Source organism: Rosenbergiella epipactidis (assembly GCF_018494055.1).
GTDB classification, from domain to species: domain Bacteria; phylum Pseudomonadota; class Gammaproteobacteria; order Enterobacterales; family Enterobacteriaceae; genus Rosenbergiella; species Rosenbergiella epipactidis.
Window position 1 is genome coordinate 169,579 of the sequence record NZ_JABBFQ010000005.1, and the last position, 25,597, is coordinate 195,175.

At 44.5% G+C, this 25,597-nt stretch carries 23 protein-coding genes and 1 pseudogene; 2 read left to right on the top strand and 22 right to left on the bottom strand.

Features of this window, described 5'->3' with window-relative positions; translation table 11 throughout:
• Window positions 1-27: 27 nt before the first annotated feature.
• Entirely contained in the window at window positions 28-525 is a 498-nt protein-coding gene (locus HGT71_RS10135; RefSeq protein ID WP_214217659.1) for a DUF1543 domain-containing protein, read from the bottom strand.
• Window positions 526-631: 106 nt separating this feature from the next.
• Between HGT71_RS10135 and HGT71_RS10140 the strand changes: the two genes are divergently transcribed.
• Both HGT71_RS10140 and HGT71_RS10145 read left to right on the top strand, forming a co-directional pair.
• Window positions 632-1,366, top strand: a complete 735-nt coding sequence (locus HGT71_RS10140; protein ID WP_214217660.1) for an AzlC family ABC transporter permease — start codon at window positions 632-634, stop codon at window positions 1,364-1,366.
• Window positions 1,363-1,656 (top strand): AzlD family protein, encoded by a 294-nt coding sequence (locus tag HGT71_RS10145; RefSeq protein ID WP_342355455.1) that lies wholly within the window; start codon window positions 1,363-1,365, stop codon window positions 1,654-1,656. The genes HGT71_RS10140 and HGT71_RS10145 overlap by 4 nt, the downstream gene beginning before the upstream one ends.
• 653 nt (window positions 1,657-2,309) lie before the next feature.
• Here the strand turns inward: HGT71_RS10145 and rhuM are convergent.
• The 21 genes and pseudogenes from rhuM to rsmG all read right to left on the bottom strand — a co-directional run bounded on the left by rhuM (window position 2,310) and on the right by rsmG (window position 25,569).
• Window positions 2,310-3,342, bottom strand: a pseudogene (gene rhuM, locus HGT71_RS10150) (RhuM family protein).
• A 16-nt stretch (window positions 3,343-3,358) separates the two neighbouring features.
• Window positions 3,359-5,377: an ATP-binding protein gene (locus HGT71_RS10155; RefSeq protein WP_214217661.1), complete on the bottom strand. Its 2,019-nt coding sequence runs from the start codon at window positions 5,375-5,377 to the stop codon at window positions 3,359-3,361.
• Between the two features lie 9 nt (window positions 5,378-5,386).
• Window positions 5,387-6,610: a restriction endonuclease subunit S gene (locus tag HGT71_RS10160; RefSeq protein ID WP_214217662.1), complete on the bottom strand. Its 1,224-nt coding sequence runs from the start codon at window positions 6,608-6,610 to the stop codon at window positions 5,387-5,389.
• A gap of 2 nt (window positions 6,611-6,612) precedes the next feature.
• Window positions 6,613-8,091 carry a class I SAM-dependent DNA methyltransferase gene (locus HGT71_RS10165; protein ID WP_214217663.1) on the bottom strand — a complete coding sequence of 493 codons (1,479 nt, stop codon included), beginning with the start codon at window positions 8,089-8,091 and terminating at the stop codon, window positions 6,613-6,615.
• A 3-nt stretch (window positions 8,092-8,094) separates the two neighbouring features.
• Window positions 8,095-9,864: an ATP-binding protein gene (locus HGT71_RS10170; protein ID WP_214217664.1), complete on the bottom strand. Its 1,770-nt coding sequence runs from the start codon at window positions 9,862-9,864 to the stop codon at window positions 8,095-8,097.
• A 1-nt stretch (window position 9,865) separates the two neighbouring features.
• Window positions 9,866-12,181, bottom strand: a complete 2,316-nt coding sequence (gene hsdR / locus HGT71_RS10175; RefSeq protein ID WP_214217665.1) for an EcoAI/FtnUII family type I restriction enzme subunit R — start codon at window positions 12,179-12,181, stop codon at window positions 9,866-9,868.
• Window positions 12,182-12,336: 155 nt separating this feature from the next.
• Window positions 12,337-12,639, bottom strand: coding sequence for a helix-turn-helix domain-containing protein (locus HGT71_RS10180; protein ID WP_214217666.1), 303 nt, complete (start codon window positions 12,637-12,639; stop codon window positions 12,337-12,339).
• A 442-nt stretch (window positions 12,640-13,081) separates the two neighbouring features.
• Entirely contained in the window at window positions 13,082-14,914 is a 1,833-nt protein-coding gene (gene glmS, locus HGT71_RS10185) for a glutamine--fructose-6-phosphate transaminase (isomerizing) (RefSeq protein ID WP_214217667.1), read from the bottom strand.
• 35 nt (window positions 14,915-14,949) lie between these two features.
• The gene (gene glmU, locus HGT71_RS10190; protein WP_214217668.1) at window positions 14,950-16,326 is read right to left on the bottom strand and encodes a bifunctional UDP-N-acetylglucosamine diphosphorylase/glucosamine-1-phosphate N-acetyltransferase GlmU; all 1,377 of its coding nucleotides are present in this window, start codon (window positions 16,324-16,326) and stop codon (window positions 14,950-14,952) included.
• 156 nt (window positions 16,327-16,482) lie between these two features.
• A complete protein-coding gene (locus HGT71_RS10195) occupies window positions 16,483-16,902 on the bottom strand; it encodes a F0F1 ATP synthase subunit epsilon (RefSeq protein WP_099824398.1) in 420 nt (139 codons plus the stop codon).
• Window positions 16,903-16,925: 23 nt separating this feature from the next.
• Entirely contained in the window at window positions 16,926-18,323 is a 1,398-nt protein-coding gene (atpD, locus tag HGT71_RS10200; RefSeq protein ID WP_048913086.1) for a F0F1 ATP synthase subunit beta, read from the bottom strand.
• Window positions 18,324-18,353: 30 nt separating this feature from the next.
• Complete coding sequence (gene atpG / locus HGT71_RS10205; RefSeq protein WP_099824397.1) at window positions 18,354-19,220, bottom strand: F0F1 ATP synthase subunit gamma; 867 nt, start codon at window positions 19,218-19,220, stop codon at window positions 18,354-18,356.
• A gap of 51 nt (window positions 19,221-19,271) precedes the next feature.
• Entirely contained in the window at window positions 19,272-20,813 is a 1,542-nt protein-coding gene (gene atpA / locus HGT71_RS10210) for a F0F1 ATP synthase subunit alpha (protein ID WP_099824395.1), read from the bottom strand.
• Window positions 20,814-20,827: 14 nt separating this feature from the next.
• Complete coding sequence (gene atpH / locus HGT71_RS10215) at window positions 20,828-21,361, bottom strand: F0F1 ATP synthase subunit delta (protein WP_048913083.1); 534 nt, start codon at window positions 21,359-21,361, stop codon at window positions 20,828-20,830.
• A 14-nt stretch (window positions 21,362-21,375) separates the two neighbouring features.
• Window positions 21,376-21,846 carry a F0F1 ATP synthase subunit B gene (gene atpF, locus HGT71_RS10220; protein WP_099824393.1) on the bottom strand — a complete coding sequence of 157 codons (471 nt, stop codon included), beginning with the start codon at window positions 21,844-21,846 and terminating at the stop codon, window positions 21,376-21,378.
• A 109-nt stretch (window positions 21,847-21,955) separates the two neighbouring features.
• On the bottom strand, window positions 21,956-22,195 hold the full coding sequence (gene atpE / locus HGT71_RS10225; protein ID WP_028684986.1) for a F0F1 ATP synthase subunit C: 240 nt from the start codon (window positions 22,193-22,195) through the stop codon (window positions 21,956-21,958).
• Window positions 22,196-22,243: 48 nt separating this feature from the next.
• Window positions 22,244-23,062 (bottom strand): F0F1 ATP synthase subunit A, encoded by an 819-nt coding sequence (gene atpB / locus HGT71_RS10230; RefSeq protein ID WP_092676884.1) that lies wholly within the window; start codon window positions 23,060-23,062, stop codon window positions 22,244-22,246.
• Between the two features lie 8 nt (window positions 23,063-23,070).
• Window positions 23,071-23,451, bottom strand: coding sequence for a F0F1 ATP synthase subunit I (atpI, locus tag HGT71_RS10235; protein ID WP_214217669.1), 381 nt, complete (start codon window positions 23,449-23,451; stop codon window positions 23,071-23,073).
• Window positions 23,452-23,870: 419 nt separating this feature from the next.
• Window positions 23,871-24,167 carry a hypothetical protein gene (locus HGT71_RS10240; protein ID WP_214217670.1) on the bottom strand — a complete coding sequence of 99 codons (297 nt, stop codon included), beginning with the start codon at window positions 24,165-24,167 and terminating at the stop codon, window positions 23,871-23,873.
• A gap of 318 nt (window positions 24,168-24,485) precedes the next feature.
• Entirely contained in the window at window positions 24,486-24,782 is a 297-nt protein-coding gene (locus HGT71_RS10245) for a hypothetical protein (RefSeq protein ID WP_214217671.1), read from the bottom strand.
• Between the two features lie 166 nt (window positions 24,783-24,948).
• On the bottom strand, window positions 24,949-25,569 hold the full coding sequence (rsmG, locus tag HGT71_RS10250; protein WP_214217672.1) for a 16S rRNA (guanine(527)-N(7))-methyltransferase RsmG: 621 nt from the start codon (window positions 25,567-25,569) through the stop codon (window positions 24,949-24,951).
• Window positions 25,570-25,597 lie beyond the last annotated feature (28 nt).

The following is a 25,597-nucleotide window of genomic DNA, read 5'->3' on the forward strand; positions in this document are numbered from 1 at the left end:
ATGTTTAGGTTTACTCGAGCAGTAATATTATATCGGCTGGTAGCCCTGCCAGGCTGGGCGGTCAAGCTGACCTTCTGCCATTGGAATTAAATGTAGATAACCGTCGCCAACTTTTTCGAGTAATAAGCAATTATCAACATCTTTGAGATTATCTTTATGCTGTTGCGCAGCACCAGATAATAAACGACTCAATGCCTGTTTTTTTGCCTGCTTCGCGTCTTCGGCGACAAAAAGCCCGAACTCGTGCAGTTCAGCTAAGGTATCTGGCCGATATGCGCCGACATTCACAAAAAAAAGTTTCTGCGCAGCGTCAGAGGGTGTGTCTTGTAAGCTGACACGGTAGCCATCCACCCACGTGATCTGGGTATACCCATCTAGGTGAACCTTATTTTTATCGCCAAACCACGCTTTTTTTAGCGTCGGCCAAGCCTCTTCCGGCGTAGTCGCTGCCACAAATTGAATATCATGAACTTCAATATTTGATTTCCCGGCATTTCCCCCGAGATAAAACATATATAAATTCACTAAAATCTCCCGATATTGACTCGAATCTATCTCGTATTTTCTAAGGCTGCCGCTTAGTATAGAAGCCATAAGACTTCCCTATCACAGCCCGTTAGAAGAGGACCCCATGGCGCAGCCTTCGTACCCAGCTACCCCTCATTCTCAGTATTACCATGAATTTTTACGCGGCGCGACAACGGTGATCCCCGTAATGATAGGCGTGCTCCCCTTCGGTTTACTCTTAGGGGCCCAAGCTGCCCAGAAAGGCTTATCTGTCGGACTATTAAGCTTGATGACCGGGCTAAATTTTGCGGGGGGATCTGAATTCGCTGCGGTTGCGCTCTGGAGTGCAACCCCTCATCTGATCACTATCGTTTTAGTCAGTATGCTGGTAAACAGTCGGCATTTAGTGATGGGCGCATCGCTTGCGCCCTACCTGAATCATCTACCTCGTCGTAAAGCCCTACCCGCCCTATTTTTTATGTGTGATGAAAATTGGGCACTGGCCATGGCAGATGCTACGCGCCGCCGGGCCGCAGGACAGGAGCCTGCTTTCAGCTTGAGCTTCTATTTCGGTTTGGCGGTAACCCTCTGGGCTGTGTGGTTAGCCTCTACTACTGTCGGCGCCTTAATCGGCCCGGTATTAGGCGATATTAGCCGGTGGGGCTTTGATATGGCATTTCCAGCGGTATTCTTGGTTTTACTTAAGGGGATGTGGAAAGGCATGCGCTGCGCAATCCCTTGGTTGGTCAGTCTACTCTGCGCAAGCTTGGCGTATCACTCTTTACCGGGGGCGGCTTATGTCCCGATTGGTGCCATCACCGGTATTATTGCCATCGTGTTAATGGGAGCCAAAGCGTGAATGATTTACCTGTCGCAACCATTTTACTGATGGCACTCAGTACCTATTTCACCCGTACTCTCGGCTATTTGTTATTACGAAATCGTCAACTGAGTCCTCGTATGCAGGCCATAATGGATGCCGCTCCTGGATGCGTATTAATTACGATTATCTCCCCCTATTTTGTCACCGACAGGCCTGCTGATTTACTGGCGTTAGCCATCTCATTATTCGCAGCGTCACGCTGGGGGCTGTTACCCGTAGTGCTGATTAGCGTAGTGAGTACGGCTGTGTTGCGGTTTATGCTGTAGCCAAACTCCCCGATAAACGAAAATAGTTACTCACTCTCACCCTATAGAGTTTTAGTGGCTACTTTCTTTCATGGCTAAAGACAAAATGGTTGTTAAAGAAAGGAAGTACTAACGATTAAGGTGAGGGGGATAGTTCAAATAATACAGACGCGAGATGAAGCATAAGTGGTCTGTTATTCAGGAGTTAGCCTCCGGCTACTTATATGCTGTCATTTTTCCGATTCATTCTGAAAATTGTGATGACAGTATTATCTACATTTAACGGTAGATTTCAGGAAATAAAGGTTCTACACCGAAGGTGACTGTCATGCTTACCTCGGGAAAACAATGATGACCGATTAATAAAAAGAGTCAGATATGAGTAAAGCCTTTTCTTCGCACGGCATTCAAAAAAGCCCAGCATATTTTGCTGGGCTTTTTTTTGATGTGGGAGGACAAAAAAGATCTAAAATCAATCGGCTTGTAGTCCGCATTTTTTGAACCTCATTCGTAGAAGAATGACAAAAAAGATCTAAAACAGCATATTTCTAGCTAAAGTGCCTTTATGTAAAAAAGTGACAAAATAGTTATAAAATAGTCAATAGTATTGATAGCTATCAGATTGTTTAAAATTATTCAGATTCCACTTAGAGATCAAAATTATAAAATGAAAACTATTTATCCTTTTTAAGTATAGCTTTGAGAGCTACAATATTAACTCTCCCGCCTTCTGCCTCTCTTAAACGACGCCGCTGTGCTGTATAGCGGTCAAACTCTAATTTCGCCTTATCATCAGCATCTTTTTTAGCGATGTTTCCCACTCCATTTAATACGTCCCGATCATTAAAACTTAAAAATTGATCTAGTTTGTCGGCCCAGTCCTTTAAGAAAACTTATTACGACGTAGCGCTTGGTCTTCGGCAAAGTCGAGCCACATATTAACAATCAGATGAGACTCTTTGGTTTCACTTTCACATAGGTAGTTCTTGGCAACAATAACATCTGTCTTGAGTACTTCATCACCTTTATAGCTGGTTAAGCCCATATCCGACTTACTGGCATCCACACGGCTGACGATAAGCTCAGCAGCCGTCGTATGCATACTAGTATAATGCAGCTTGTTCTGAATGGTTTGGAAGAGGCGGTGGGTCTCTTGGTTAGATGGCTCGTAATCAGCAGCCATAGTAAAGATTTCTTTCACTCGAAGATAAACTCGACGTTACTAGCGCGGATATCACGAATACGTTCCAGCATTTCATCAAAGTAATCTGGCACAACAGAATGACCAACGACCGGATTTTTTAAGCGCTCCTCATCCATGGCAAATCCCTTAATCAGATATTCTTTCAGGACTTGCGTTGCCCGTTGGCGGAACTGTGTACCACGCTGCGAACGAACTCTGTAACCTACACACAGAATGGCATCGAGATTGTAGTGGTCGATTCGTCGAGAGACTTCGCGAGTACCTTTTAATCGAACCATCCAAAATTTCCGGATGGTTGCTTTTTGTACAAACTCACCTTGGTTGTAGATATTGATTAGGTGCTCATTAACTGTACGGACGTCTTTGTCATAAGGCTCAGCCATTGTAGCCTGAGAAAGCCACAACGTATCAGATTCAGATCAGCATTCGACGCGAATTTGACCATCCGTACTGGTGAAAAGAACAAACTCACCTTGAAGGGCTTGAGAGATGTTACCCGCCATGCAATCAACCTTTTACTTACATACAGGGAAGTCCAAGCTTGTCAAAGAATGCACGATTACGTTCTTTAGCCGCCTTTACTAACTGGTCGAAACTAATTACTTCGATGTAGGCATGGGATGGCTCGTTGTAACCGAAATAACCCATTCTGTCAGATGTAATGCGCAGATTGGCTCGGCGACAGCGACGATGCATAGACTCAGTCAGGTCACAAAGCACATAGCAATACCCAGGGATATCGTTGTTGCCGGGTATTGGACGGCCTGATTTTGTCTTTACTTTTCCCTCTCGAATTCGCTCTAAATAACTAAGAGCCTGATCAATCGGGTCTTTATCTTCACCTTCCCTCATATCGTTCCGCATTGGGCGTTTGATCTCTACCACGGTAATAGATGCTAAGGGAAAGCTCTTTTGATCATTAACCAGTAGTGGGTTATCAAACGCTCTTAAACTGAGTAAATCCGGTTCCTTTGTCGAATTATTGCCAGTAATCGGCATCGCATTCAGAGTTTTGTCGGAAGCCAAATAGTTGTGAAATGCCAAACGTTCATCGATCAGCCAAAGATTACAAGAATCCAGAAAAACCTCACTAGAGTCTTTGCGCATGGGCATGATTAACTCATGAATCATATCCTCACGAGCATACTTACCATCATCCAGTCGCTCGATGGATTTTTGCAGTAAATCAATAATTACCTTTCGATGGGATACGTAATTGGCAAGGTCTGATTTTTTCAGATCTTCAGCTCTTCGCAGATACTGGCTTAGCCGTTCCTTGTATTCCTCTACATGCCCCTCATTTTGAGGCTGCATGATTTCATGCCCCTCACTGACTAATTGTCTCTCGACCTCATACCACTGAGCATGTAGATGTAACTCTAAGTCTTTGTCCGACTTTTCTGGGTCAACAATGAGCTGTTCTTCTGCAACATAGTGAACAATAGGCCGGTATCGGGGTGCATGGCTATTAATAAAATCATCTACGCGTTTACGACCGGCTGAGACATTTTCTGCCAAAACATCTTGTAGATATTCTTTCGTGCGTGCGAGCACTGCATCACGAATATCTTTAAAGCTTACTTCGTTGAGCATGTCCTCTACGTTTTCGGCAATATCAAAAGAGATACGCTCGCTGCGTACACGTTCATCTAAGTAGCCTGAAGACACGTAACAGGTATAGGTAAATTCCCCCGATTCGTCAGATATTTTGCCGTACAAGCCGGAAATTTTTCCTTGAATGGATTCTTCTTTAACCAATCTATTAGCTGCACATAAAGCTAACTGATGCTTTTTATTTACCGATGCACGAAACTTGATATGAGTTAGGTCGAAGGCATAATCGCGTATTTTTATCGTTTCAAGGAATGCACTGGCGTGCATATGTTCTTCGAGTAAGGAGTCCAGTTCGAAAATCTCACCAGAGTCTTCGACTTGTATCTTTGGTGCACTGCCCTGACGAACAAAGTACCAGAGCACATGTTCAAGTAGCTGATTAGCTACTGTTAGCCCCTTGGTTGGTACCTGCTTTCGATAACTTTCATCAAATCCCACCAGTTTGATTTGAGTACCTGGTTGTTGTTCGGTAGCTACCTGAAGATTTTCACTATGAACGCCTAATTTATCGTTAAAGAGAAATACACGCTTTTTTAGATAGCCATCTCCATCGCCAAAATGGCTTTCTACTTCGACAAGATCAAACACCTTCAACCACATCAAGCGACCGACACCTCGGCAGCCTTTGTCAATTTTGTGGTCAGAATCCAGTGTTTCAAATGACTTAAAATTGGTTTCATTAAAACCACAACCATTATCAGTGATGGTGAAACCTACTATATGAGGCAGCGATTTGGTATCGAAATCTAAACTCTCCTGAGTAGCGCGATTGATCCGAAGAATAATCTTACCGTTATCGCTATTACCTTTTTCTTCAATAGAGTGAATAGAGTTTACAACCGCCTCAAAAATAGGCATCAGGCCGTGACTCTTAGGTAAAGAAGTGTTGCGCAAGCGACCTTTGAGATTGGTCTGTAAACTCATATTCGCTCCTTACAGCCCGCCTTTAAAGGCTACATTGAGGATTGATGCTTTTAAGGTGATCAAATCAGAAATCTTTGAATTAACCAATTCCTTTAAAGCTCGATTTTTTTTGCTTAGCAGATTAACTTTACCTACTAGTTCGATCTGCTTCTCTAGCGGTGGCAACGGTATATCTAAGTTAGAAACCATTACTTTTGTTAAAGCTTGGCGCGTTGCTCCGCCAGCACCTTGAAACAATAAAGCAGCTTTAAACTTAGGACTAATCAACAAATAATTTAGGTATGCAGAATTTAACTCTTTATTTGGACGAATGATGCATACGTGTTGGTTCACGCGAGCGGGCAGAAACTCTACAGGAGCAATACAGCACCTAGCGATTGAGGCTCCGGTAATATTCAATAGAACGTCACCTTCTTCAACCACTACATTGCTCAACTTTCCAGCTTGGTCATCATCTATGAAAGCTAGTCCTTCTACCTTAAATTCCGAGTCATACACATTAAGGCTGCGTATCAATGATATCCCTGATTTCTTATAGGCTTTTTGTCCACCTTTTGGTGTTGCTCCGCTTCCTATCTTACTCGCTAGGGCATATAAAGGTTTCATTGAATAATCTAAATAGACTTTATCAAATACCTGATCAAGTGAGCTTGTATACAAAGCATCTGCCAGTGTGACGCTCTGTTGCAAATGCTCAATAACGGAACCGATACGGGCCAGCAGTGCATCGAGCTTTTCCACGATGCGTTTTTGTTCTTCGATGCCCGGAATCGGGATTGGAGCCCTTTTAAGGTTTCCATCAGTAATAGCGGGATATGAAGCACCACCGACATAAGGTTCAATTTGCGCTTGGACGAAATCCGTTATTAAAAAATAAAATAAATAGGCAGATAAAACCTTTTCATTAGCTCTGAAGACACAGAACCCAGTCGATGCCACTGGTGATCTATATTCATCCCGAACTAATGCTATATTTTTCAAGTTTGGTCGTGTCGTGGCAAATATCACGTCGTTTAGCTGTACATGCTTTTTCGCTCGTGATGGAGCATCTTTTCCTAAAATTTCCTTTGGGTCTGTAACCATAAATCGATCACAGTCTACAGAGGATATGTCAATGTACGTCCATAGCTGATCCGCATTTTTTAACGGATTCAAGTTTTCTGTTTTAACAACAACATCTGCTAACTGTTGCCACTCCCAACCATCCGGTAAATTATATAAAACCTGTTCCATGGTTATTTCTCCGCCAATAGATCTTCAATTTCATCCAACAAGGCAGATACCAGCTTTTCTTTGATGCGGATATGTTTGAGGAGATCGCGTGGCGCTAAATGCTTGGCATCTTTCTGTTTGGCAGGGTTTTTGGCTGATAGATCATAATCTTCAGCCAGCTTACTGGCCGACACCGTCCACGAACGTTCAGTAGCTTTACGGCTCCTATACAGCTCAACAAACTCTTTTAGGTGATCATCGGTGATCGGTTTATTTTTGGTAAGTTTTTGCTCTGGTTCGCATTCGTAATACCACACATCGCTAGTACCGCCGCTGCGCTCAAAAAATAGCACATTGGTTTTTACTCCAGAGTAAGGCAAAAACACACCTGCGGGCAGGCTTAAGATGGTGTGCAAGTTAAGGTTTTCTAGTATCTCTTTTTTGACCTGCTTAAAGGCGCTGTTGGTTTGGAACAGTACACCTTCCGGCACTACTATTGCCGCTTTGCCCCCACTTTTTAGCGTTTTCATAAAGTGTTGTAAAAACAGTAATTCAGTTGCATTACTCTGGATAGGGAAGTTTTGCTGAATTTGTGATTTTTCTTTACCACCAAATGGCGGGTTAGCCAGAATAATGTCGTAACGGTCTTTTTCCTGAATATCGCGGATGTTTTGGGTGAGCGTATTACCACGGAACAAGTTGGGTGACTCGATGCCATGCAAAATCATGTTCATCATGCCCATAACGTAAGCCAGCGAGGTTTTTTCGAAACCAAAGAAGGTATCGCGTTGGATAAAGTCCCATTGCTCGGTAGAAAGCGCACTCTTTTTCGCTTTTAAGTGGTCGAAAGCTTCAACTAAGAATCCGCACGAGCCTGCCGCTGCATCGTAAATGGTTTGCCCAGCTTGTGGGTCAATGGCCTTAATCATGGCTCGTACCACGGGGCGCGGCGTATAAAACTCGCCCGCATAACCTCCGGCATCGCCCATATTTTGCAATAAACCTTCATAGACTAGAGACAGTTCAAACATTTCATCACTGGACTGGAAATTCAGTGTATCGATAATATCCAACACTTCACGTAAGGTATGACCAGATGCCACCTTGTTGTCTAAATACTGGAAGATGGCACCAATCTTATAGGCGAAGGATTTAAAGTCTGAACCCGTAACGGCGGCGTTGGCAAAGCTTTTTAAGTAAGGGAATAACTCATTATTAACATAATCAGTTAAATCATCACCCGTGCGAACTTTGTTAATATCTAGCTTGCCCTCAGCGTTTTTCGGGCAGGCCCAATTTGACCAACGATGTGTTTTATCCAGTACGGGTTTATAGCCTTTACCAGATAGTACCGCTTCGTCTTCTTTTTCAGACTCGTAATCATCTAAAAACTTTAAGAACAACACCCAAGAGGTTTGCTCGGTGTAGTGCATAGCACCACTAATGCCATCGTCACGTCGCAGTATGTCGGTAATTCGGTCAATCTTTTGTTGTAGTGACATGGCTTATAGTTTTCCGATAATAAAATTGTACATGTTGGTGATGTCTTCGCTGATTTCTGTAGGCGGAATCAGGTTGATATAGGCTTGGAGCTTGTCAGTATCGAGCCCTATACTCTTGGTATTGATCAGAGGGTCGATGACCTTTTTAGCATTCAATCGCCGGATATCGTCGTTGTCACCTGGGTTGTTTGGTTGTAAATGATTTCTCTGCGCAATATCAGGGTTGTTGATTGCAGCAAGTACTTTGTAATGCGACAGTACTGTATGTGAAAGCAAGTAATTTTTGATTTCTCGGCGTTTCCAAGTCAGCAAATAGCAGTTCATTTTCTCTGGACAAGGCAAACCTAAGTCAAATTTATCAGGGTAATCAACTCCAACAACCTTGACACCTTGTGAGTGAATGTTAGCTTCTGGCAGCTCGTCTCGATCACATATCATGAACACATTAGTTATTTTACGTGGATGAAGAGCTTCATCTTTTCCGTACACTTCAGCTTTGCATACCCTGAGGTATTCCTTCATGTCTCTCAACTCATGTAGCCACTTGATCTTGGAAGCACCAAAGCTGTCCGCCACTGAACTGTAACCAGATGATTTGGCTATAGGATTTATTGCGGACAGAGGCTTCCAGTCAAGCCCTTTCTGCTTAGCTAATAACTCAAAAATTTTCCAATCATTATAATAATCAATCAAGCAAATGTTGTTTAATTTGGAGGCTATTTCTAACTCAACGACTTTACTTTTGGATAAAATTTTTAATCTTTCCAATAACTTTTGAGATTTATGATCATTTTTTATCCGCCCTTTTTCAACCAAAAACAATGATTCGAAGTCATTCTCAGCGATTGAGTCAACTAAATGAGTTGTGGTTATTACCTTACCCTTAATTTTGCTTAGGATGTTCCAAAGGAGCTCAACGTTTTTATAGTGCAAGTGTGAGTCAACTTCATCAAACATGAAAAGAGATGAAGTGCCATCAAATAGATCAATTAGTGATGCTACGAATAGAAACTGATACTCACCATCACTGAGTAATGAAAATTCAATATTATCAAATAGATAAAGCGAAACTTCAGAAGCTGAAAAGAAATATTCGTTGTATGAGCCTTCGATTAGAAATTTTGTGGCATCAATTCTAGAACCATCAAAAATATCAAAAAATTTTTCATTAGTTACTTCTACTTCGGTTGATTTTAAGCCTTTACCTGTTTCTAGTAGAGCATCAAGGTCGGGAAGTGTTTCAATCTTTTCAAGAAAGGCGTCAAGACGCTGATTAAAAGGTCTTTTTCTTATCGATTGGTGTTCATAGTCTTTAGCTTCAGCTATCAGGTCTTGTTGTACATTCTTTATGTAAGTATCAGGAACAGATATTTTCAGTCTCAATTTGACTGAAATTTGATCCTTGAATGCCTTGTGTTTGTTAACAAAATTAAAAACTAAGCCGTTCCTCTTGAATGTGTAGGCGAGAAATGTAAGGAATCGAACATCTTTCTGAGTAAAGAAAAGGCTAGAAAAATCAATATCGCTTATATCTTTCCTTGTTCGTAAAGAAGTTAGTCTTTGTTCAAAAAAGGAAGAGAAGTTTTCATTTTGTCCCGAAGTCGCACAGATCAGCTGAAGCATGTCGCTAGGTTCTGCAACCTGCTTTCTAAAGATTGAATGTAAGATACTGGATTTACCGCTACCATTTTCACCAATCAAGGTCGCTACTTTGTTGATATGTAAGGTCTGTGGCTGATCGTACAGCGGATTAGGTGCTAATGTAAGTTCCATTTCAATTCACATGATAAAGCTGTTGTTGTAATTGTTTAAAAGCCGCCAGCAAATAGGCTGGATTTCCACCGAATGCTGTTGAGGCGTCTTTAATTGTACCCAATCCTGATAGCTCAATGAGAGCAGGCAAGCGCTCGCGTGATAACTCCGTGCTGCCGGTTTGTTCATAACGATTGAGCACAAAGTACAAAAACTGCTGAGCCTTTTCTTGCTGATATTGTTCAAAGAAGGCACTGTTAGTACGTACTTGTTCGGCACGAGCTTTGCGAGTTGACATGGGCTGTTCAAAAGCTAAAAAAGCCAGTAGATCAAAGATATCGCACTCTTCTGCTTCAAACATACGTCGTAGTGTGGCAAGTTGCTCATTATCAAAACCTGCTTTTACAAGTTTATCGAGCAAAGTTTCGCGCTCGTCTGGGTCTGACCATATCTGCCGCAATTCATCAACCGATTTAAATAACCCTGGTAATTGGGTGATTAGACGCTCAACAAATTCTTGTACTGTGAGAGGTTTACCATACTCATCGATATAACGAGTTTCAACGTCAGTCACTTTAAGTTCACGGTGTTTGCCTAGTTTTACTTTTAACCGAGGTCTTGTTGCACCCGGCTCAGGCTCTGAGCCATCTGTTCCTCCGGGTGGTTCTGGTGTGTAAGGTGGTGGAGTTGGCTCACCAGTACCACCTGGCTCTGGCGCTTCAGGTTCACCATCCCAATCGTTGTCGTAAAACTTATTGGTTGCACCGCGAAAATCGACGATGGTGAAATAGTCTTTGCCATCAAAAACACGGGTTCCGCGACCGACAATTTGTTTAAACTCCACCATTGAACCGACGGTTCTATCCAGCACTACGTTACGCACGTTACGGGCATCTACCCCAGTTGTTAACATTTGCGATGAGGTAATTATGGTTGGAATGTCTTTGTCGTTATCTTGGAACTTTTCCAGTAGCTCGCGGCCGACTTTACCCTCATCACTAGTCACGCGCACACAGTAGTGCGGATCGTTCACTTTTTTGTATTTGTTGATCATGTCACGCATGGTCAGTGCATGATTTTGGTTTTCGCAGAAGATGATGGTTTTTTCTAATGGATTGATATTATCCAAAATTACTTTCGCGACCAGTTCAGTACGCTCATCAACAATAATCTTCTTATCGTAATCTTCTACCTGATAGACATCTTGTCCAGACTCACCTTCGACTACTTGATCATCTTTAGTTAGTACAAGTTCGTCTAAGTTAGTGCGTATCCGTTTGACACGATATGGCGTTAAGAAACCATCGTTAATACCATCTTTTAATGAGTATTCAAAAGCGGGGGTACCAAAGTAGTTGTAGGTATCTACGTTAGCTTCACGTTTTGGTGTAGCTGTTAGGCCAACATGCACCGCACTGCCAAAATGGTCGAGTATAGCTCGCCAAGAGCCTGTCTCATTGGCACTGCCACGGTGACACTCATCGATCATTACAAGGTCAAAAAAATCACTTGGATACGCTTTGTAATAGCCTTCAATGTTTTCTCTTTCAGCAATGGCCTGGTAGATAGCAAAAAAGATATGTGCATTAGTGGGCACGACTCCATTCCGCTTGCGAACCTCCTCCCCATTAATTTTAATAAGATCTTTTTCGTAAGGATTAAATGTATTGATAGCTTGATCTGCCAAAATATTACGATCCGCTAAAAACAAGATTCGAGGTCTACGAGTCCCTGGCGACTCTTTGTTCCACCGAAACTGGAACAATTTATGAACAATCTGGAAAGCAATAAAAGTTTTACCTGTACCGGTAGCAAGTGTTAATAGTACTCGTGGTTTGCCTTTACCAATAGCATCTGTGGCAGCATGTACCGCTAATTCTTGGTAATAACGCGGCTGCGTCGCGCCTTCTAAATGAAAAGGAATATTACGAAACTGCTGGCCTAGATTCGAATTAACACCCGCGTAGCGGTTTTCTAGCTCTTGTGGTGTTGGGTAAAATTCGATGTAGTCGCCTTTACCCGTTTCTAAATCGAACTCATAGGTTTGTTTACCGTTACTTGAATATACAAAGCGAACAAGTAGCTTTTTGGCATAGTCTATGGCTTGCTGAAGACCTTTGGTTGGATGCTCTGATTCTTTCTTCGCTTCAACTACAGCAAGGTAACGATTATCTTTGTGAAGCAAATAGTCGACGAAACAACGATGACCACGGACACCGCCAGCTAGCTTACGACCATCGGTAAAGTAGTGTTCCCGAATAATATGGCTAGGAAGCCAGTGGGCGGCACGTAAAGCTGGGTCGATATAGTTCGCCCTAGTATCTGCTTCAGATGCCATCAGGCACCTCCTTGCTCATTTAATTTATGAATTTAAATCAATTAACTATTCGTTGAATCTTTTTATCAAAATTAATGCAAAAAATTTGGTCTAGATACAAACTAACCATACAAATAGTTCCGTCAGTTTTTTTATCATTGTATAATGTATTACTGTTATTTTTCCTTTAATTGGCTCACCAACCTTAATTTTTCTTCTTCATCAAGCCTTTCAAACAGACAAACCAATTCTGCGCTCAACTCATCTTCACAGAAAAAATAACTCACAGGCACGCTAAGTTCTGTTGCTAATTTCCTAAGCATCTCCACATCAGGAAGATGTCGACCTTTTTCATAGTGATTCATTCGACCACTTGCTGAACCTTCATCCATACCCGCTCTTATCCCAAGTTTCTTCTGGGATAATCCTGATTTTTTTCGGGCTTTTTTTAGTCTTTCTGGTAGAGGATTATTGTACAAAACTTTTTCATCTTTTTATGCTCTTTTGCTTAGATTGTCTAAGTTTCTCGCACTACTGTATACTTATAAATCCTAAGTAAAAGGGTTATGAGTCGTATTATGCACCCGAAGAAGATATTCAACATATAGGTTAAATTTTTACAGGTACTCTACCCGTTCACAAAAATTATCTAATGAAACTTGAGCTGATTGATACTGTGAAAATTTGATGGAACTAGATAACGAGAGAGAAAGAGGCTTGATTAATAAGGTAATACATCGATTAAAAATGCAGAGCCGAGTCCACGCTAAAGGATGTAAAGCCGCTCGCTATTGCTGAGTACGCACTAGAAACCTACAAAGAGCTTTTACAAAAAGTCCCATTGAGAAAACAAGCTTCATAAAAAAACCCAGCATACTGCGCTGGGTTTTTTCTCTTTGACACGCTTCTATTCGCCGTACCTTACTCCACCGTCACCGACTTCGCTAAGTTACGAGGTTGATCGACATCGGTCCCTTTAATCAGCGCAATATAATAAGAAAGCAGCTGCAGTGGGATGGTATAGATAATCGGCGCAAGCACCTCTTCGACATGGGATAGTGGAATAATTTTCATATTCGGGCTATCGCTAAAGCCGGCATCTTGGTCGGCGAAGACATAGAGTAAACCGCCGCGAGCGCGTACTTCTTCAATATTGGACTTTAGCTTTTCCAGTAGTTCGTTATTCGGCGCAACAATGATGACTGGCATATCGGCATCGACTAGCGCCAACGGCCCATGTTTTAGCTCGCCCGCCGCATAAGCTTCGGCATGAATATAGGAGATCTCTTTAAGCTTTAACGCCCCTTCCATGGCGATAGGGTACTGATCGCCACGACCTAAGAACAAGGCATGATGCTTATCAGAAAAATCTTCTGCGAGGCTCTCAATATTCTTATCTTGCGATAAAATCTGTTCAATACGCCCCGGTAAAGCTTGTAGCGCATGAATGATCTCGTGTTCCACCGCTTCAGGCTTACCATTTAGGCGAGCCATCTGTGCCACCAGCATCAATAACACGGTTAATTGAGTCGTGAAAGCTTTGGTCGAGGCGACGCCGATCTCAGTACCCGCCTTGGTCATTAAAGCCATATCCGATTCGCGTACCAGAGAGGAGCCATTAACGTTACAAATCGTCAAGGCGCCTAAATAACCGATCTCTTTGGATAAGCGTAGCGCCGCGAGAGTATCAGCCGTTTCGCCAGACTGCGAGAGGGTAATCAGTAGGCTATCTGGACGCACTACCGATTTACGGTAGCGGAATTCTGAGGCTATCTCGACATCACACGGAACACCGGCAATCGCCTCAAACCAGTAACGGGAGACTAAGCCCGAGTTGTAAGAGGTTCCACAGGCGACAATTTGAATATGTTTTGCCCGAGCAAGTAGTGCAAGACCGGATTCACCTAATTCGCTGAGGTCGATTTGTCCATCATGAAAACGCCCCTGCAGGGTATTTTTGATCGCAATAGGCTGCTCATAGATCTCTTTTTGCATGTAATGACGGTAAAGGCCTTTATCACCCGCATCATATTGTGCAGAAGACTCAATGACTGCGCGAGTCACAGGCGTTTCATCACGTTGGAATAAGGTCACGGTGCGACGCGTTACTTCAGCGACATCACCTTCCTCTAAAAAGATAAAACGACGGGTCACGGGTAATAACGCCAGCTGGTCAGAGGCGACAAAATTCTCACCAACTCCCAAACCAATCACCAGTGGGCTACCTGAACGTGCAGCCACCAACACCGAAGGATCATTACTATCCATGATGACCATACCGTAGGCACCGCGTAGTAGTTTGATTACGCGTTGTACCACTTCACGTAAGCTACCACCGTGCATTTTTTGCTGCTGGTGGATTAAGTGAGCAACCACTTCAGTATCGGTTTGTGAGGTAAAAACGTAGCCATCGGCCAACAGTGCTGGGCGTAACTCATCGTGGTTCTCAATGATACCGTTATGCACCAGTACAATGTTGTGAGATACATGTGGGTGAGCATTCACTTCGGAAGGAACACCATGCGTGGCCCAACGTGTATGGGCAATCCCTGTGCCTCCAGTGACCGGCTGCTGCTCAACAGCATCCACCAGCGCCTGCACCTTACCTAAACGACGAACGCGCGTTAAATGACCCTGTTGGTCAGCCACTGCTAAGCCAGAAGAGTCGTAACCGCGATACTCCAAACGGCGTAGTCCTTCTAATAAAATTTCAGCAATATCACGTTGTGCTACCGCACCCACTATTCCACACATAACATTATCCTAAACTGTTTGAATGTAAGCCGTTTTCACGAGTTACTTTTCTTTCTTGAGGGCTGCCAACCGGCTTTGCTTAACTGCTCTTTGGGATTGTAGGCCAACGATGCTGAGGCAATATCACGCATCACCGTGGTACCTGCAGCAATAGTCACGCCGTCACCGACCGTAACCGGTGCAATAAACTGAGTATCTGACCCCACAAAGACATGATCACCAATCACCGTTTGGTACTTATATTTACCATCGTAATTACAGGTAATGGTTCCTGCGCCAATATTGACATCACTGCCAATGGTTGCATCGCCGAGGTAGCTTAAATGGCCAGCTTTCGTCCCTTTACCTAATTGCGATTTTTTTACTTCGACGAAGTTGCCGACATGAACCTCTTCAGCAAGCTCAGCCCCTGGGCGTAACCGTGCAAACGGGCCAACGGTACAAGCGGTTCCAAGCTGAGCACCATCGATCACGCTATAAGGGCTAACTTCTGTGTTATCGCCAATCACGCTATTACGAAGAATACAGCCCGCGCCAATTTTAACGTTATTTCCCAGCACCACGTCACCTTCGATGATGACATTACAGTCAATCTCGACATCACGACCTTGGGTTAAGTTACCGCGAAGATCGAACCGAGAGGCATCCCGTAACATGACACCCGCTAAGAGTAACTGCTCTGCGCGGTCATGTTGATAGATACGTTCTAATTGTGAGAGCTGTAAGCGGTTATTCACCCCTTCGGTTTCACTTTGCTTGGTCGGGTGAACCGCACAGATTACTCGTCCTTCGCGGTGAGCAAGCTCAATAATATCGGTAATGTAATATTCACCCTGAGCATTGTTATTTGTCAGCTGACTCAACCAACGCTTTAGATCTCCGCCGTTGGCTAATAAAATCCCGGTGTTGACTTCATTAATGGTGAGCTGTTCAGCTGAGGCATCTTTCTGCTCAACAATCCCCGTTATCGTGTCGTGGTCACGAAGAATACGGCCATAACCGGTTGGATTATCGGTAATCACCGTCAGTAAGGCGATGCCGCCTTGAGGTTTTGATGCTTGCAAACGGCGTAAGGTATCAGACGCGATAAGCGGTACGTCGCCGTAAAGCATCAAAATATCTTCATCATCACTGAATGCGGGGGCGGCTTGTTGCATTGCATGGCCGGTACCAAGCTGCTCGGCTTGGTATACCCAATGCAAGTCGGGATCGGCTAAATGGCTTTTCAATAATTCGCCACCATGGCCATAAACAAGATGGATCGTTTTCGCTTCAAGGACTTTCGCTGTATCAATGACGTGCTGCACCATCGGTTTACCTGCCAAGTGGTGTAACACTTTTGGAAGGTCTGAATACATCCTTGTACCCTTGCCTGCTGCAAGGATCACCACACTCATCGCTTTACTAGACATACAGATCCTAATTCGTTTGATTCGCTCGAAAAGATAATCACTTTACGACACAGGATACACCATATTTCTCTTACTAAAATCAGATATTGTTAAGAAAAAAAGCTAAAAAAAATGCCAGCCGGTAAGGGCTGGCATGATTCAGAGCACTAGGCCTGATTACATCGCTTTTTTGGTCAGTTCAATGACCCGCAGCTTGGCAATCGCTTTCGCCAGTTCCGCAGAAGCCAAGGCATAATCAACATCAGTGTTGTTTTTGCTAATTGACTCTTCAGCTTGACGCTTCGCTTCAAGCGCCTGCGCTTCATCTAACTCTTCGCCACGAATAGCGGTATCCGCCATTACATTAACGTCGTTAGGCTGAACTTCCAAGATACCGCCAGAGAGGTAAATAACCTCTTCGCTATTATCTTGTTTAACGATACGAACCAAACCAGGCTTAATGGCGGTCAGTAACGGGGTGTGGCCATGGAAAATCCCTAGCTCACCTTCGCTACCTGACACCTGGATATGTTGAACAACGCCAGAGAACATCTCTTTCTCTGCGCTGACAACAGTCAGGTGAAAACTTTTAGCCATAATTATTCTCCTGGAAACTGTTATTACAGTTTCTTCGCACGCTCAACGGCTTCTTCGATGGCACCAACCATGTAGAATGCCTGCTCTGGCAGGTGATCGAATTCACCTTCCATGATGCCTTTAAAGCCACGGATAGTATCTTTCAGAGAAACATACTTACCTGGTGCGCCAGTAAAGACTTCTGCAACGAAGAACGGCTGAGACAGGAAGCGCTGAATTTTACGAGCACGGGAAACCAGTAGCTTGTCGTCTTCAGACAGTTCGTCCATCCCAAGGATAGCGATGATGTCTTTCAATTCTTGGTAACGTTGCAGTAATGACTGAACGCCACGTGCCGTGTCATAGTGATCTTGACCCACGATTAATGGATCCAGCTGACGACTGGTAGAATCCAGTGGGTCAACCGCTGGGTAGATACCCAGAGAAGCAATTTGACGGCTCAGTGTCACTGTTGAATCTAAGTGAGCAAAGGTGGTCGCTGGTGATGGGTCAGTCAAGTCATCCGCAGGAACGTAGACCGCTTGAACAGAGGTGATTGAACCCGCTTTAGTAGAAGTGATACGTTCTTGAAGAACACCCATCTCTTCTGCCAAGGTGGGTTGGTAACCTACTGCTGAAGGCATACGACCTAACAGTGCTGATACTTCGGTACCGGCTAGGGTGTAACGGTAGATGTTGTCAACGAACAACAGTACGTCACGACCTTCGTCACGGAATTTCTCAGCCATAGTCAGACCGGTCAACGCAACGCGCAGACGGTTTCCTGGCGGCTCATTCATCTGACCGTATACTAACGCTACTTTATCGATAACGTTTGAATCAGTCATTTCGTGATAGAAGTCGTTACCTTCACGAGTACGCTCACCGACACCGGCAAACACTGAGTAACCTGAGTGCTCGATCGCGATGTTACGGATCAGTTCCATCATGTTTACGGTTTTACCTACACCCGCACCACCGAACAGACCAACTTTACCGCCTTTTGCAAAAGGACAGATCAAGTCAATTACCTTGATACCTGTTTCCAGAAGCTCAGTGGAGTTCGCTAGCTCTTCGTAGCTTGGTGCAGCGCGGTGGATAGGGTTAACTTCCACAGTGCTACCGTCTTCGTTCGCTAGGTCACCTTTCATATCGATCGGTTCGCCCAGAACGTTCATGATACGTCCAAGGGTTGCTTTACCGACTGGAACCTGAATAGGTTTAGCCAAGTCAGTCACTTGAAGACCACGCTTCAAGCCATCAGAAGTACCCATTGCAATCGTACGAACAACACCGCCACCTAATTGCTGTTGAACTTCCAGCACTAAGCGAGCGTCGCCGTTTTGAACCTCAAGAGCATTGTACACCTGTGGTACTGCATCTTGAGGGAATTCGACGTCAACGACCGCGCCGATAATCTGGACAATCTTTCCAGTTGCCATCTTGAATCCTCTACCTAATTCGTTACCTGGTTAAACCGCGGAGGCCCCCGAGACGATCTCGGTAAGTTCCTGGGTGATGCTGGCCTGACGAGCTTTGTTGTAAACCAACTGGAGCTCTTTGATCAGGTTTCCGCCGTTGTCGGTTGCAGCTTTCATCGCCACCATACGTGCGGCCTGCTCGCTGGCCAGGTTTTCCACAACACCCTGATAAACCTGAGATTCGACATAACGGCGCAGCAAAGTATCCAGCAACGCTTTCGGATCGGGTTCGTACAGGTAGTCCCAAGTTTTCGTCTTCAACTCTGCTTCGCCTTCAGCTGGCGGTAACGGCAGCATCTGGGTAACGGTTGGGGTCTGGGACATCGTGTTGTTAAATTTATTGCTAACGACATAAAGCTTGTCGATACGACCTTCATCGAAGGCTTGTAACATGACTTGGACTGGACCGATGATATCAGCCAGTGCAGGTTTATCGCCTAAGCCACTTGCTTGAGCAACAACGTTACCGCCAACAGCTTTAAAAAATGAGAGCCCTTTCGACCCGATAATGGCCAGATCACTCTGAACACCTTTATCAGACCAAGCTTTCATCTCTGTCATTAATTTTTTGAACAAGTTAGTGTTCAAACCACCACAAAGCCCGCGGTCGGTAGAAACGACCAAATAGCCGACGCGCTTAACGTCACGCTCATCCAGGTAAGGGTGCTTGTATTCCAGATTTCCTAACGCTAAGTGACCGATCACTTTGCGAATAGTTTCTGCATACGGACGGCTGGCTGCCATGCGTTCCTGCGATTTACGCATTTTGGAGGCGGCTACCATTTCCATCGCTTTGGTGATTTTCTGCGTATTTTTTACGCTTCCAATCTTACTACGTATCTCTTTTGCGCCGGCCATGAGCTTCTCCTCAAAGTCAGGCGGCCTGCTTACTCAGCAAGCCGCAAGACATTACCAGGACTGGGTTTTCTTGAACGTTTCGAGGAGAGCTTTGAACTTCTCTTCGATTTCGCCGTTGTAATTACCAGATTGGTTGATTTCCTGCATCAGTTCCGCGTGCTCGCGAGCAGCATAAGCTAACAGAGCCGATTCAAAGCTGCCGATCTTAGACAGTTCTACATCGCCCAGGAAGCCACGCTCAGCAGCAAACAGAACCAGACCCTGTTGAGAAACAGACATTGGCTCGTATTGCTTTTGCTTCAGCAACTCAGTCACTTTCTGACCGTGATCTAATTGCTTACGAGTCGCTTCATCAAGATCTGATGCGAATTGGGAGAATGCTGCCAATTCACGGTACTGTGCTAATGCGGTACGAATACCACCAGACAGCTTCTTGATGATTTTGGTCTGCGCTGCACCACCCACACGAGATACAGAGATCCCTGGGTTAACGGCAGGACGGATACCGGAGTTAAATAGGTTCGATTCTAAGAAGATCTGACCATCGGTAATAGAGATTACGTTAGTCGGAACGAACGCAGAAACGTCACCCGCTTGAGTTTCGATGATTGGCAGCGCGGTTAATGAACCGGTCTTACCTTTCACTGCACCTTTAGTGAAGTTTTCAACATACTCAGCGCTAACACGTGAAGCACGCTCTAGCAGACGAGAGTGGAGATAGAAAACATCACCAGGGAATGCTTCACGTCCTGGTGGACGACGTAGCAGCAGTGAAATTTGACGGTAAGCAACAGCTTGCTTAGACAGATCATCATAAACGATCAGCGCGTCTTCACCACGGTCACGGAAGTATTCACCCATTGCACATCCTGCGTAAGGCGCAAGATATTGCAGTGCAGCAGATTCAGATGCTGAAGCAACAACAACGATAGTGTTAGACAGCGCACCGTGCTCTTCTAATTTACGAACAACGTTCGAAATTGTTGAAGCTTTCTGACCGATAGCAACGTAAACACATTTGATGCCTGAATCGCGTTGGTTGATGATTGCATCGATCGCCATCGCGGTTTTACCGGTCTGACGGTCACCGATGATCAGCTCACGCTGGCCACGGCCGATTGGAATCATCGCATCAACTGCTTTGTAACCTGTTTGTACAGGCTCATCAACAGATTGACGGTCGATAACACCTGGAGCAATCATTTCTACTGGAGAGAAACCGTCGTTTTCAACAGGTCCTTTACCATCGATAGGTGCGCCAAGAGTGTTAACAACACGGCCTAACAGGCCACGTCCAACAGGAACTTCTAAAATACGGCCAGTACACTTCACTTTCATGCCTTCGGCAAGATCAGCGTAAGGACCCATCACTACTGCACCAACAGAGTCGCGCTCTAAGTTCAGTGCGATAGCGTAACGGTTGCCGGGTAGGGCAATCATCTCACCCTGCATAACATCATTGATGCCATGAACACGGATGATCCCGTCACTTACAGAAACAATAGTACCTTCATTGTGAGCTTCGCTCACGACATCGAACTGAGCAATACGCTGCTTGATCAGTTCGCTGATTTCGGTGGAATTCAGTTGCATATGCTCCAGTCCCCTTAAGACTGCAAGACGTCTGCTAGACGATCTAGACGGCCACGGATACTTCCGTCGATGACCGTATCACCCGCACGGATGATGACGCCTGCCATTACAGACTTATCGATTTTGCAATTCAGCTTAACTTTGCGTGATAAACGTTTTTCCATCGCGGCACTGATTTTAGCCAGTTGCGCCTCATTCAATGCGCTTGCAGAGATAACGTCGACTTCCGCCGTTGCTTCATACGCGTCACGTAATTGAATAAAGCTTTCCAGAACAGCAGGAAGCGCGGTCAAACGACCATTTGTAGCCATTACCTTAACCAGGTTCTGACCATGGGCATCAAGTTGATCACCGCACACAGCGTTCACCGTGGCAGCTGCTTTTTCAGAGGCGATAGCGCCTGAAAGTAAATCAGCAAGCTGCGGAGTGCGAACCACTTCTGCGGCAAATGCTAGCATGCTCTGCCAGCGATCAATAGCTTGGTGCTCAACAGCAAAGTCAAAAGCTGCTTTGGCGTAGGGGCGAGCTACAGTAATAAGTTCAGACATCAGCCCCTCCCTCCTTACAGTTCAGCGACCAGTTTATCAACGATGTCGCTGTTAGCAGCTTCATCCACGGAACGCTCGATGATTTTCTCAGCTCCTGCGACAGCCAGTAACGCAACTTGCTTACGTAGCTCTTCACGGGCACGTTTACGCTCAGCATCAATTTCTGCCTGCGCTTGTGCGACGATCATAGTACGTTCAGCATCTGCTTCAGCTTTCGCATCTTCAAGAATCTGTGTACGACGTTTGTTCGCCTGCTCAATAATAACCTGAGCATCTTCTTTGGCTTTTTTCAGCTGGTCGGTCGCATTAGCTTGCGCGATATCCAAGTCTTTCTTTGCTTGTTCTGCAGAAGATAAACTATCAGCAACTTCTTTCTGACGTTTGTCGATAGCAGCCATAATTGGCGGCCATACGTACTTCATACAAAAGGCGACGAACAGGATAAATGCGATGGCCTGGCCGAGGATTGTTGCATTAATATTCACAGCACAATGCCTCTCAATAAGTTAACTTGCTCTGCCGCTTATCATTATAACAAGCGGCAGACTCTGTTCTTTCGTTTGTCAGCTTGCTTAACGCTCGCCAACAACGTTACTAGGCGACGGCAAACATCACATAGAGACCCAGACCTACAGCGATCATAGGAATTGCATCCACCAGACCCATAACAACAAAGAATTGAGTACGCAGCAGAGGAATCAGATCAGGCTGACGAGCAGCGCCTTCCAAGAATTTTCCTCCAAGGATGCCGATACCGATCGCAGCACCGATAGCCGCCAGACCCATCATCACAGCGGCAGCCATGTACAGCAGATCCATATTCACGTTTTCCATGACAGTCTCCAGTTTGTTTCAATCAAATCAATAATGTTGGTGTAAAAATCAATGCTCTTCAGATGCCATCGACAGATAGACGATCGTGAGGACCATGAAAATGAAAGCCTGTAACGAAATAATCAAGATGTGGAAAATGGCCCATGGCACATTCAGAACCCACTGTGACCACCACGGTAACAGACCTGCAATCAGGATAAAGATCAACTCACCCGCATACATGTTACCGAACAGACGCAGACCCAGTGAAACAGGTTTCGACAGTAAGCTAACACCTTCAAGAATCAGGTTGATAGGGATGAAGATCGGATGATTGAAAGGTTGTAAAGTAAGTTCTTTAGTGAACCCGCCTACCCCTTTCATTTTGATGCTGTAGAACAGAATCAAAATAAATACGCCCAGTGCCATAGACAATGTTACGTTCACGTCAGCTGATGGGACAACACGCAGTGCTGGCAGACCTAATGCATGCTCACCTATCCAAGGCAGCAAATCAATGGGTAGCAGATCCATGAAGTTCATCAAGAAGACCCAGACGAAAATTGTCAGTGCCAATGGAGCGATCAGTTTGCTTTTGCCATGGTACATATCACGTACGTTGGCATCGACAAAACCTACAACAAGCTCAATTGCCGCCTGAAGCTTACCTGGCACACCGCTCGTTACGTTTTTAGCAACTTTGCGGAACAGCACCAGAAAGATCAGTCCCAGGACAACAGAAAAGAACATAGAGTCCAGATTCAGTATCCAGAATGTTGCCGGAGCGTCGTGCGCATTCACCAACTGGAAAGTACGAAGGTCAATCTGTAAATGTGTCAGATGGTGACCAATGTATTCCTGTGGGGTTGAGATTTCTCCTGCGGACATGATGCTTCTTACCCTTTTTTGTTAATTACAACCGGTGCGATAACTTGAACTACACACACCGACAACCAGCTTATTGCAAGGGGCCAAAATGCAGCCCCACACACACCTAACGCCACAATAAGCATGATGATGGTTAAAACAACCTTCATCGCTTCACCGAATGCAAAGCTCCAGGCAACACGCCCTTTTGCTGGTGATTGCCCTTGCAGGCGCCAGGCCAGAAACGTAAATAGGATATTTGGCAACCAGGCCGCTATCCCTCCTGCTAGAGCAGAAACTCCATCGTGAGTGCTTTTTAGGGTAAAAAGAAGACCCAGAACAACTAATGTTCCAAGCTGGATAATCAGTACCGCCTTAGCCAATCGCATACTGTAAAAGGCTAGTGACATAACGTGAAAATTCCCCTTTGACCCGGAATGGTATTTCGTGTGCTTAAAAAGCTGCTGTGGCCACTTAAAGAGTGAACAGCAAAAGCCGTGCAAATTATACGGGGAGCACCTGCGATTTCAATCTGTAACTTGCGAAAAGATGAACAATTATTTAAATTTCTTTCAGAAAAGCGTTATTCAGCCGATTATCCTGAAAAAAATCCCGTAAATTAAAGAATAAGCCCGACTCTTCTTCGTTAATAATTAACCAAATTAAAACATTACTGAAACATTTACGACGAGTCACTCAATTAACCTTATAAAGATAAAGGGTAAAATAGTGGTATTTAAGGCGGGAAAAGTGTCGAATTACGGCTGTTTTCACTAAGTTGAAAAGCACAAATATCATCACCTCATATCTCTGCTTTTCATCCTATCTGTTAGCTTTTTTGAGCCGCTTTCTGGCTAGTAATGCTCTTTATATTCTCAACGATATTTTGCACGCCTAGACTAATCCCTGCTATGGCCGTTAACGGCGCAAGTCCCACTGCTGCACCAATGCCTGCACCGATTTCTAAGCCACCCCAGACAAAAGTGGTCCTCAGATTATTAGCCTTGAAGACGCCATCAACCAAAGCCCCTACCGTGAACCCCATCGCTAGACCGATTGGCGTGGTAATTAATCCAAAAATGCCCCCAGACACTTGCTGAGATTGCTGTACGGTTAATTCTCTCATGTTGATTCCTTTCATTACTGCGTAAAGTGAGTTTAGTTATGCACCGTTCACTGTGCGCATGCAGGGTAACTTATGATTTTAACCATTGTAAACAATTGGTTAGATAGGAAATTTGAACGACCTTCTGGAAATATACGGGATAGGTATTAGTTATATTAGATTTTCTTTAGTGTAGAACGATGATGTTCTTCGTTTAGACAACGTATTATCGATACAGACAAAGGTCGACTTTCTCCCCTCCCCCATTTACCGATCCCTTCACCTAAGTTGAAAAGCAGAAATGTCATCGTTTTACACCTCTGCTTTTCAGCCTATCAATTAGCTATTTTGAGCGGCTTTCTGTTGATTGATGCTATTTTTATTTTTCACAATGCTGACGACGCCAAGACCAATACCTAACGCTGCCGTAATCGGGGCAATCCCTACTGCCGCGCCAATTCCCGCCCCAAGCTGTAAGCCAGACCATTTAAAGGAAGTCTTTATATTACTGACTTTATATGCCGCATCGACTACAGATCCGATCGCTAAGCCCATGACTGCACCGATCGGGGTCGTGACAAAGCCAAAAATCCCACCAGAAACTTGTTGAGACTGCTGTATTGTTAACTCTTTCATATTGATTCCTTTCATACCTATTAGTAAATAGCATTAATTATCGCTGAGAGATGCACATGTCAAAGTGCGAACGCAGAGTAACGCATGATTTTAATCTTTGTAAACAGATAGTTAGATAGGATTTTAGTCTTCGAAAGGGAAAAAGGAACCCTAACGGTTCCTTTAATTAGATTTTCTTCAGTATTAATAGATGACGTTCTTCGTCTAACTGCGGGACATCTAATCGATGCGAGGCTTCAAGATGAATGTTTTCTGGTAAAGATTCGCATTCTTCCGCAGGAAATTGCCCCTTCAAGGCATAAAAACGTCCATGCCCTTCTGCCGGAAGATGCTGACACCAATGCAACATATCATGGACAGAAGCAAAAGCTCGGCTTATCACCCCATCGAACGGCGGTGAGTCGGGATATTCTTCGACTCGTGATTGCACTGGGGTAATATTTTGCAGTTTTAGCTCATGTTGGACCTGCTTTAAGAATCTAACGCGCTTTCCTAAGCTATCCAATAAGGTAAATTCAGCCTCAGGCATCACAATTGAAAGGGGAATACCCGGTAACCCTGGTCCCGTCCCAACGTCGATAAAGCGCTTACCCCGTAAATACGGCGCGACGACGATACTGTCCATAATATGGCGGACGATCATCTGTTGTGGATCTCGTACCGACGTTAGATTGTAGGCTTTGTTCCACTTATCGAGTAACTCAACATAAGCGACCAGTTGCTGTTTTTGTTGATCGGTTAGAGAAATCGCCGACTGATTAAGAAGTTTTGAAAGTTGTGTTATCACAGAATTTATTCCGAAAGGGAGAGGAAGT